Origin of the sequence: Streptomyces sp. NPDC015139 (genome assembly GCF_043079785.1) — a bacterium.
GTDB classification, from domain to species: Bacteria; Actinomycetota; Actinomycetes; order Streptomycetales; family Streptomycetaceae; genus Streptomyces; species Streptomyces albidocamelliae.
In genome coordinates this window covers 1-9,188 of record NZ_JBIBUW010000050.1, presented here as the reverse complement: position 1 = coordinate 9,188, position 9,188 = coordinate 1, and the positions used below count along the sequence as shown (strand labels likewise).

Here is a 9,188-nt window from a genome sequence, read left to right as displayed (position 1 = left end):
CGGCCCAGTCCTCCACCTTCAGCACCCTCCATGATCGACAAGGGGGGTCAACTTTCGGAAGTCTCCTGGGGGTCAGTCTTCAAGAACCCGCGACAGTTGACACGGCTGGTGGTCGGCTGGTCTCCGAGTGCGGTAGGCAGTAATGGTATGCGCGGAGGTACGGTTCGAGGGCTTCGGCGTGTTCGGTGTTGCTGGAGTAGGGCCGCTGATAGGCCCATTCATTGAGCAGGGTGCGTTTGAAGCGCTCGACTTTGCCGTGGGTCTGCGGCCGGTAGGCGCGTGTGAGCTTGCCGGCTGCGCCGAGTTCGGCCTGGGCGGCCTTGTAGGCCTGGGCCCTTGCGGTAGGCCCAGGCCGTTGTCCGTCAGCACGCGTTCGATACGGGTGATGCCCTGACGGTAGAAGAAGGCAGCTGCTCGAGTGAGGAAGCCCGCGCAGGTCGCGACCTTCTCGTCCGGATGGGTCTCGCTGTAGGCCAGTCGGGAGTGGTCGTCGACGGCAGGGTGGACGTAGTCGAAACCGACTCCGGTCCTGGGCCGTGCGGCTGCCCGTCCGATCCAGGACGCGCCAGCCGTCACCGTCGGGTATGCGGCCGAGCTGTTTCACGTCGACGTGCACCAGTTCGCCGGGCCATTCACGTTCGTAGCGACGGATGATCTGTCCGGTGGGCCGGTCCAGGAAGGCGAGACGGTTCAGGCCGTGGCGGGACAGGATGCGGTGGCTCGTCGAGGCGGGCAGTCCCGGGATCGGGCCGATCCGGGCCGGCCCGAGCTTTCGGTCCTGACGCAGTCGGCACACTCGCGCCTGTGGCTCGGCCGGCGCCCGGTGCGGCGTCACGTGGGCCCGGCTGGAGCGGTCGTGCAGCCCCGGCTCATTCTCGGCAGCGAATCTCCGCACCCACTTGTGGGCCGTGATGCGGGAGACACCCGTCTCAGCCGCCACGTGAGCAACGGGACAGCCCGGGCGGACACGCTCGACGAGCAGCCGCGTGCCGTGAACGGTCAGCCGGGCCTTACGGTGGGACACGAAGACACCTCCACCACACCGGAGGTCTTCGCCACTAGAGCGCGGCAGTCACCTCGTCGGTCTTTTTGGGGCGCGGACGTGCTCGTCCGTCAGACGTTTCAGAGTGAGAGCCACCTTTTGGGCGGCCGGGGCACCCGGCTCGATGGGAGTGTAATGCCCTGTCCCGGGCAGCACGATGGTTTCCAAGTCGTGATGGACGGCGGCGTAATCAGCGAACTGGGTATGCGGCACCTCCTCGTCGGCACCACCGTGCAGCAGCACTGTGCGCACCCCCGTCGTCCCGGCCGCCGTGAGCAGTGTCAACGGGTCTGTCAGGGGAAGCCGCTCTTCAAACTGTTCCTCGCCGAGAAGCTGTACGGCTGCGTCGGTGCTGAGGCGGTCCCGGCGGGTAGCAGCAAGATCGGTGAGCGGGGCGATCGCCAGTACGGAGTCGGGCAGCCCGGGGGTGTGCCAGGGAGAGTCGGAGGGGAGGAGGGCACGGGCCGCGCACCACAGGGCAAGGTGCCCGCCCGAGCAGTGGCCCGCAAGCGTGTAAGGCCGGCCGGCGGGCAGGGTGTCAACGATGCAGGCGACATCGTCGAAGGTCTCTGGGTAGCCGCCTGCTCCTCCTGATCGGCGGAACTCGGGAAGGAGAACAGAGAAGCCGCACTGCGCCAGGAAGGCCGCCAGGGGGGTCAGATGCATACGGTCGTAGCGCCAGTAGCCGCCGTGGAGGAGGACCACCAACGGCGCTTCGGGGTCCTGTGACGGCCAGGAGTCGTAGACCTGGTGGGGATGACTGCCCCAGCGGCCGTGGACGGGCGCGAGTACCGGCTTGAGACTCAGTACCCGCCTCTCCTCTGCGGCTGCGAACGCCGAAATGCTCCTAGAGGTCACCGCGGACCGTCCAGAGTTCGGGAAACACGGGAGTTCGGGCGCGCTCCTCCAGCCATGCCAGGCCGGAAGAGCCTGCGCTGCCGGTTTTGGTGCCGAGGACGCGGCGCACGGCCATAACATGTGCGGTCCGCCAACGCTCAAATCCCTCAGCGATGGTGGTAAGCAATTCGGCCAGCATGAAAAGAGGGTGGTGTGGGGGCCCGGTGTAGATCCGCCGCCAGACCTCGACTACGCCGGAGTTGGACTCGTAGGGAGCAGTGACATCCCGCTCGCACACAGCCGCGGGGACCGGCAGACCGTGACGGTGCAGGTACCTGAGCACATCGTCGTAAAGCGAGGGGTGTTGGTAGGTCTCGAGCAAAGAATTGTGCGCCGAGGGATTGCCTTGATGCGCGCGTAGTATCGTGTCTGATTTGTGACCTAGGAGAAACTCCAGATGTCGGTACATCACCGACTGGAAGCCGGAGGCCTTACCGAAGGCGATTCTTAGCTGGCTGAACTGCGTGGGTGTCATCTCGCTGATCGGTCGCCAGGAGAAGTGCATTGCCTCAATGGTCCGGTTGCTGCGGGCGAGGGCATCCAGCGAGGCCGCAATGTCGTCTCTGGCGAGTGCGTGCTGGGCAGCACGCCACTCATGGGCCGTGAGGGTAAACCAGAGTTCCATGACCTGAGTGGTGATGAGGAAGCTCATCTCATCGGCTGCATCGGTCAGCGGGTTCTGTAGATGGTTGAGGACATCAGCGTGCACGTAGTCGTCGTAGGGACTGCTGCCGGGGAACGGCCGGAGCAGAGGGTCTTCGACAGGTTCGTGTGTGAGCGTTCCCGGGTCGTCGTGCATGGAGAATTTCCCTTTCGGTGGCGAATAGTGGTCGGCGCCATCGGGCGCGCGGGCGGTCGGCAGGCCGGGCCGGTGGACGTGTCTGTGTGCCGATCGGTTGTTCTTCAGTTCAACGATGAGTCGGGGAAACAGCTGCCTGGGGCAGCGGCCTAGGCGTCGAAGTCGAGGGTGAGTCCAGCAGCACGCGGAACGGCACGGCAGGCGAGGGTGTAGCCCGCCGCGATATCCGCGATGCTCAGCGCCTGTTGGGAGTTCAAGCTGGCTGAGCCGGCCACAACCTTGGCGCGACAGCTGCCGCAGACACCATTGCGGCAGGCATAGGGCACCTCCGGCCGGTCCCGCAGCAGGGCATCCAGGCACACCTCATCGTGGGGGAGCATGGACACGAGGCTGGAGTGGCCGCCGATCACCGCGCGAAATTGCCTATCGGGATCGTCCGTGGAGTGTGTGGCGAGTGCCTGCGGCACGTCCAGCCCGCTGAAAGTCTCGCTGCGAATTTTGTCAGGGCAAGCACCGAAGGCCGCAAGGGCGGTTCTCGTCACGTCCAGCAAGCCACGTGGACCGCACACGCGGAAGGCGGTGTCCTGCCGCGTGTCCAGTCCTTTCAGTAGCGCAAGCAGCATGTTCTGGTCGAGGCGCCCACCCGTCAATGCGCTTGCGCGCCGTTCTTGGGACAACACATACACAGCGGTGAAACGGTCCATGTGCGCGTTTTTGATCTCGGCGAGTTCATCCGCCAGCAGGGCATCGGCGGAACTGCGGACCGCATGAATGACAGACACTCGGCATGCGAACCCGTCGCGTAGTGCGGCCGATGCCATCACAGCCATAGCCGCGATGCCGGTGCCTCCCGCGATCAGTACGTGGTGGGCGGCCGGGGAGAGGCCGAATTGACCCGTCGGCCGGGACAGCTCGAGCTGCTCGCCCACTGTGAGTGAGGTGAGTGCGTAGGAGCCGAACCCGCCAGGAGATGCTCGTGCGACGACCAGGCGCAGTGCGTCAGGCTCCGATGGCGGAGGGCAGACGGAATAGGTGCGGTACAGCTTCTGCTGCTCCCACCCTCGATGGCGGACCGTTACGTGCTGGCCGGCCCGGAACGCAAACACAGCGGCCAGACTCGTGGGAACATGCAGCGTGACGGCTACGGCGTCGGCGGTTAGTTGCTGAATCTGGCTGACGGAGAGACGGAACCAGTGATCTGCCCCAGCGTGGCCACCACCTGGAAGGCCACCGGCCCTGTCGCGTGGAGTGTTCATCGCGCCTCACACCGTGATCAGGTAGGCGAATGTCTCGCGGCAGTTCGCGCACCGCAGCATGGACTGACAGCGGGTAGGGCCAAACAGGCTGTGCGGCTGGGTGTCCCGCGAGCCGCAGTTCGGGCAGAGCGAGCCGAGCCCGGCGCGTACTTCGGCTGGTGCGTCGGTAGACGCGGGCGGGACAATGCCGTGCGCGACAAGTTTGCGGCGTCCACACGCGCCTATCCGGTCAGTGCTCCAGGCAGGGGTCAGCACCTGTCGTACGGCTGTGTCTGGGTATCCGCACTCGGCCAGCGCCTGGGTGATGCTGGACGCGATCGCCGATAGGGCGGGACAGCCAAGGAATGTGGGCATGTATTCGACCACCAACCGCCCCGACGGTTCGGTGAAGACCGCGTGGATCAGACCAAGATCCCCCAGAGTGAGTACAGGGAGCTCGGGGTCGGGCAAGGCTTCCAGGCGGGTTCGGATCTCTTCGGTCGGGGCCGGCTGTATGCCTGCCCGCGAGGAAGTACTGTTCACCAGGTGCCTCCAGGGAACTGACGTCGAACCGATTGGAGTTCTGCAATGAGTCGGCCGAAGGCCTCCGTATGCATTCCGTGCCGGCCTCCGCGCGCCTGGTCGCCCCGGGTGGGCAGGACGAGGCCCGCCCGCTGCGCCACGTCGGACATTCTCCTGTTCCACTGCGCGCGCAGCGGAGCAGGAGAGGGAGCCAGGGCTGCTGCGTCCAGCCGACCGACGGGCTCGTCCACGTCGAACAGTTCGGCAGTGAAGGGCCATACCCAATCCAGTGCCGCCTGCATGCGCCGGGCGCTGTGTGCGGTTCCACGACCGAGCCGCAAGGTCCAGCCGTCGGTGTACTGGCAGTGGTAGGCGACCTCTGTTGCGACCCGTGCCGCCACCGAGGCCAGAGCGGGCAGGGATCTGTCGGCTAGCGCCTGGTAGTACAGAACGGCGTAGTGGCTGTATGCGAGCTGGCGCGCGATGAGCACAGCGAAGTCGTCGGCCGGCAGTTCGCTCAGCAGAGCATTGCGAAACTCCCGGTCGCTGCGAGCGAAAGCGAAGGCGTCCTCGTCGCGGTCGGTACCGTCAAGCTGCCCGGTCAGTGTGAGCAGGGCACGGGCGTGCCCGAGAAGATCGAGCGCAATGTTCGACAGCGCCAGGTCTTCCTCGACCGTCGGCGCCCGGGTGATCCATTCGCAGAGCCGTTGGCTCAGCAGGAGAGCGTCATCGCCCAGACGCAAGGTGAGCACGGCCACATCGGCCCTGCTCTGGGGCAGGGGCGCGGCTTCGGAACGGACGGGAGGCGGGATCTCAAGCGTCATCGTTTTGGCCCGGAAGTCCGAGAGGCGTGAAGTACTCGGGGGAGCGGGAAAGTATGTGTTGGCGGGCGTTGCTGAAGAAGGAATTCTGTTCGCTGGGGGAGGAGACGTGTACAGAGGCTGAGCGCACCACCCATAACGACATCGGATCGCCCCGGCGTGCGTAGAGGTCACGCGCATATTCCAGCGCCGTCCGCGCATCGACGGCGCGCACCGAGCCCACATGCTGATGTGCGAACCCCCGGCGCTCGCGCAGGAACACCTCCCAGGACGGCACTGTGTCGCGCAGCGCGTGAATCACCGGGCTTCCTCCAATGCTTCCTGGGCTGAGGCATACGCGATGGCTGCCTCACGTACCCAGGCACCGTCTTCATGAGCGGCCACTCGATGCGCGATGCGCTGTCGAGCGACATGGCTGCCCTCGCCGAGGGCATTGCGGTAGCACTCCCAGTCGATCGGGCCGAAGTCGTAGTGCCCTCGCTGGGGGTTCCAGCGGATGGCGGGGTCAGGCAGACTCAGCCCGAGCCGTTCGGCCTGCGGCACGCAGTGGTCGACGAAGCGCTGACGCAGTTCGTCGTTGCTGTGCTGCTTGACTCCCCAGGCGATGGCCTGACGAGAGAGAGAAGCACTCGCGGTCGCCGCTCGCGAGTTCTCGTCGATTGTGTCAGGCGGACCGAACATCAGTGCCACTGCCGGCAGCCACCAGCGGTCGACAGCGTCCTGCGCCATTTCCCGCTGGGCGGGTGTGCCCTTGCACAGAGCGCGCATGAGGTCATATCCCTGCCTGACATGGAATGCTTCCTCCTGACACACCCGGCGCATCGCGCGGGCGTAGGGACCGTAGGAGGTCTGGCACAGCGGTGCCTGGTTAATGACCGCCGCGCCGTCGGTCAACCAGGCAATCGCTCCTGCATCGGCCCAGGTGAGGGCCGCATAGTTGAAAGTGGCCGCGTACCGCTGCCGGCCCTGGTGCAGTGCATCCAACAGATCTGCGCGGTCCGCGCTGAGAGTCTCGGCGGCCGCATACAAGTAGAGCCCGTGACCCGCTTCATCCTGGACCTTCGCCAGCAGCACTGCCTTGCGGCGGAGAGAAGGCGCCCGGGTCAACCACGCCCCCTCCGGCTGCATACCGATGACCTCTGAGTGAGCATGCTGGGCAATCTGGCGTACGAGCATTCTGCGGTAACCGTCGGGCATCCAGTCACGCGGCTCGATGGCCTGCCCACTGGCGAGCAGCTCCTCGAAGCGAACGACGGGATCTGCGGAAGCCGCGCCGAACGAGCGAGTGTCATCCCGTGATGCTGGCTCAACGGCCGATGTTTGTGCCGGTTGGGCGATCACCTGCATCACTCCCTAGCTTTTGTTCCATCGGGGTTCCTTCACCGAGACAAGAGGAGCCCCCGGATCCTGGCTATCCCTGTACACCTTCCGCTTGCCGCGTGATGCATATCACCCACATGGAGGGAGTGTCCGGTGCAGCCGCTTCCTCTTCTTCGAGTTGAGACAGCCACCCGGCGCCCAAAGACATGCTGGACGAACCGGGTACCGCCACAGCGAATACGAGAGGTATGCGTTGACTACCATTCGGGAACTCCTGGTCGAAATCACCGGCACGACCGAGTACGTCGGACTGCCCGACGACACCGATCTGCACAGCAGCGGCATCGACTCCGGCGACTTGGTACGGCTGGTGCTTCTGATGGAACGGCACACCGGCGAAGAGATCACTACTGCCGACATGGAGCATCTGCGCACGATCGGTGACTACGAAGAGTTTCTAGCCGCCGATCGAGGCGCCGCCGGGTCACCGGATGGCGCATGATGTGGCTTAACCAGCTGCTGGAGCGCAACCGTCAGTGTTTCGCCGACCGTGTCGCTCTCATCGACGAACGCTGCACTGTCACGTGGCGCGAGCTCGCTGAGCGTACGACCCAACTGGCCCAGGAGCTTGCCGGACTGGGGATCGCGCCGGGCGATCGGGTCATTGTTCTGTCCCAAGACCGCATCGAGGTTGTGGAGAGCTACTTTGCACTCGCCCGTCTGGGGGCCGTGTTTGTACCGCTGAACCACAGCCTGTCTCGATCCGAGATCGCGGACGTCATTGAACGGGTCGGAGCTACCGCGGTGCTGGGGGAGTCCGCTCTCTTGGAGCGGCACATGCCTCTTCCCGGCAGCATCCGCATCTGCAGGGCCTTTGACAAGGCCCACGTCTCGGCGACCCCCACCACCGCGACGCCTGCTGCGCCGGCTATGAGTGCCGACACCGATCCCCTTGCGATCCTGCACACATCGGCGACGACTGGCCTGGCAAAGGGGGTAGTCATCGATGGAAGGTCTCTGCGTGCTATTGCTCTAGGGTGGCTGTCTGCGACCGGTCCGCACGAGGACATCGTGATGGTCAACTGCTGTCCCTTGTACCACGGCAGCATGGTCGTCTCCCTCACGTACATGGCCGCCGGGGCGACTGTCGTGCTGCTGTCGGGGTTCACACCGCAAAAGGCTCTCGAGGCGGTCCAGCGTCACCGAGCCACACACATGTGGTTGGTCCCGCAGATGTTGCGGTTCATACTCCGGACGAAGGTGTTCAGCAGCACCGATCTGTCTACGCTGCGCGAAATCCTCTATGGAGCCGCCCCCATGCCCCCGAGCCTGTACGCCGATGCCGCAGAACGCATCGGCTGCGGATTCCGGCAGGTCTACGGGATGACAGAGGTCGGCGGTCCGTTCGTAACCCTCGGTCCGGGCGAGCACCCCGTGCCAGGAGACGAAGAGGCGCGGATTCCGTGTGGCCGGGTCATCCCTGGCATGTCCGTGCGTACCATCAGCCCACAGGGCCATCAACTGCCCCCCGGGGAGATCGGCGAAGTGGTGGTGCGGGGCCCGGGCATCATGCAGGGCTACTGGAACGATCCCCAGGCCACGCGACAGACGATCATTGACGGCTGGGTTCGCACCGGAGACCTGGGATTCTTTGATGCCGAGGGCAGGGTTCACCTGGTTGACCGCTCTAAAGACCTGATAATCCGGGCCGGTCAGAACGTATACCCGTCCGAGATCGAGCGCGTCCTGATGTCCCATCCATCGGTAAGAGATGCAGCGGTCGTCGGTGTCCCCGACGAGGACTATGGAGAGCTACCACTGGCGTATGTCGTCACCGGTGGCGGCACGGACGGCCCGGCCCTACTCGACCACCTCGCAAAGCACCTTGCCCCGTACAAACGACCCCGCCAAGTCCGGTTCATAGGCCAGGTACCGCGCAACCCGGCCGGAAAGGTCATCAAAAGACTGCTGCGAGACCAGGCGTAAGGCACTCCACGACTGCAAACGCGTAGACCTACTCATGCTCTGAGGTGATCGCCGACAGACGTCACCGTGATCAGGACGTGCAGCGCGAACCCGTGGCCCGGTTCCCCCAGATGCCCACGCGGTGCTCACGCACGCGGCCGGCAGCACGTCCCATGGGCGGCAGAGCGTCTCCCGAAGTAGGCATGAGCCCCGTCACCGCACACGATGCAGCCGTGCTGCACTGTGTCTGAGGGCGCCCCCTCACCGCTGTAGCGGCGGCACACGTCGTGCCCCTCTTGTGTGCTGACCCGCCGGTGGTCGGACGAGACACATCGGCGGGTCCGCAGCGCCATGCAGTTGAGCCTCTGTGAGGGCGGGGCGGGGCGGCGCGGGGCGGCGCGGGAGAGTTGAGAGGCAGACGCTGAGGCCGGCCCGGCAGGTCGAATGACGCCCGCACCGAGCATTGGCTCCGGCGCCTTCACCGTGCCGGCTCTAGAGGTTGTCCCGTATGGGGTGTGGGTTATCCACTGAGGGCCATGTTGTGGAGTCGGGCGATGCCGAGCATGGCCTGGTGAACGCCGTTGCCC

The 9,188-nt window shown here is 65.4% G+C and carries 9 protein-coding genes and 1 pseudogene; 2 read left to right on the top strand and 8 right to left on the bottom strand.

Annotated elements, in window-relative coordinates; translation table 11 throughout:
* Positions 1-47: 47 nt before the first annotated feature.
* The 8 genes and pseudogenes from ACF08B_RS41320 to paaA form a co-directional block, all read right to left on the bottom strand.
* Positions 48-1,024 (bottom strand): annotated as a pseudogene (locus ACF08B_RS41320) (IS481 family transposase).
* A gap of 48 nt (positions 1,025-1,072) precedes the next feature.
* On the bottom strand, positions 1,073-1,900 hold the full coding sequence (locus ACF08B_RS41315; RefSeq protein ID WP_392322185.1) for an alpha/beta hydrolase: 828 nt from the start codon (positions 1,898-1,900) through the stop codon (positions 1,073-1,075).
* Positions 1,890-2,738 carry a tryptophan 2,3-dioxygenase gene (locus ACF08B_RS41310; RefSeq protein ID WP_392322184.1) on the bottom strand — a complete coding sequence of 283 codons (849 nt, stop codon included), beginning with the start codon at positions 2,736-2,738 and terminating at the stop codon, positions 1,890-1,892. The genes ACF08B_RS41315 and ACF08B_RS41310 overlap by 11 nt, the downstream gene beginning before the upstream one ends.
* Before the next feature lie 149 nt (positions 2,739-2,887).
* Positions 2,888-3,994 (bottom strand): 2Fe-2S iron-sulfur cluster-binding protein, encoded by a 1,107-nt coding sequence (locus ACF08B_RS41305; RefSeq protein WP_392322183.1) that lies wholly within the window; start codon positions 3,992-3,994, stop codon positions 2,888-2,890.
* A gap of 6 nt (positions 3,995-4,000) precedes the next feature.
* Positions 4,001-4,516 (bottom strand): 1,2-phenylacetyl-CoA epoxidase subunit PaaD, encoded by a 516-nt coding sequence (gene paaD / locus ACF08B_RS41300; protein WP_392322182.1) that lies wholly within the window; start codon positions 4,514-4,516, stop codon positions 4,001-4,003.
* Entirely contained in the window at positions 4,513-5,319 is an 807-nt protein-coding gene (paaC, locus tag ACF08B_RS41295) for a 1,2-phenylacetyl-CoA epoxidase subunit PaaC (protein ID WP_392322181.1), read from the bottom strand. The genes paaD and paaC overlap by 4 nt, the downstream gene beginning before the upstream one ends.
* Entirely contained in the window at positions 5,309-5,617 is a 309-nt protein-coding gene (locus tag ACF08B_RS41290) for a 1,2-phenylacetyl-CoA epoxidase subunit B (protein ID WP_392322180.1), read from the bottom strand. Before ACF08B_RS41290 ends, paaC begins: the two co-directional genes overlap by 11 nt.
* Positions 5,614-6,663 carry a 1,2-phenylacetyl-CoA epoxidase subunit PaaA gene (gene paaA, locus ACF08B_RS41285; RefSeq protein WP_392322179.1) on the bottom strand — a complete coding sequence of 350 codons (1,050 nt, stop codon included), beginning with the start codon at positions 6,661-6,663 and terminating at the stop codon, positions 5,614-5,616. The genes ACF08B_RS41290 and paaA overlap by 4 nt, the downstream gene beginning before the upstream one ends.
* 226 nt (positions 6,664-6,889) lie before the next feature.
* Here paaA and ACF08B_RS41280 point away from each other — a divergent pair, with 226 nt between their 5' ends.
* Together ACF08B_RS41280 and ACF08B_RS41275 are read left to right on the top strand one after the other, a co-directional pair.
* On the top strand, positions 6,890-7,138 hold the full coding sequence (locus tag ACF08B_RS41280) for an acyl carrier protein (RefSeq protein ID WP_392322178.1): 249 nt from the start codon (positions 6,890-6,892) through the stop codon (positions 7,136-7,138).
* Complete coding sequence (locus ACF08B_RS41275; RefSeq protein ID WP_392322186.1) at positions 7,138-8,622, top strand: class I adenylate-forming enzyme family protein; 1,485 nt, start codon at positions 7,138-7,140, stop codon at positions 8,620-8,622. The genes ACF08B_RS41280 and ACF08B_RS41275 overlap by 1 nt, the downstream gene beginning before the upstream one ends.
* Positions 8,623-9,188 lie beyond the last annotated feature (566 nt).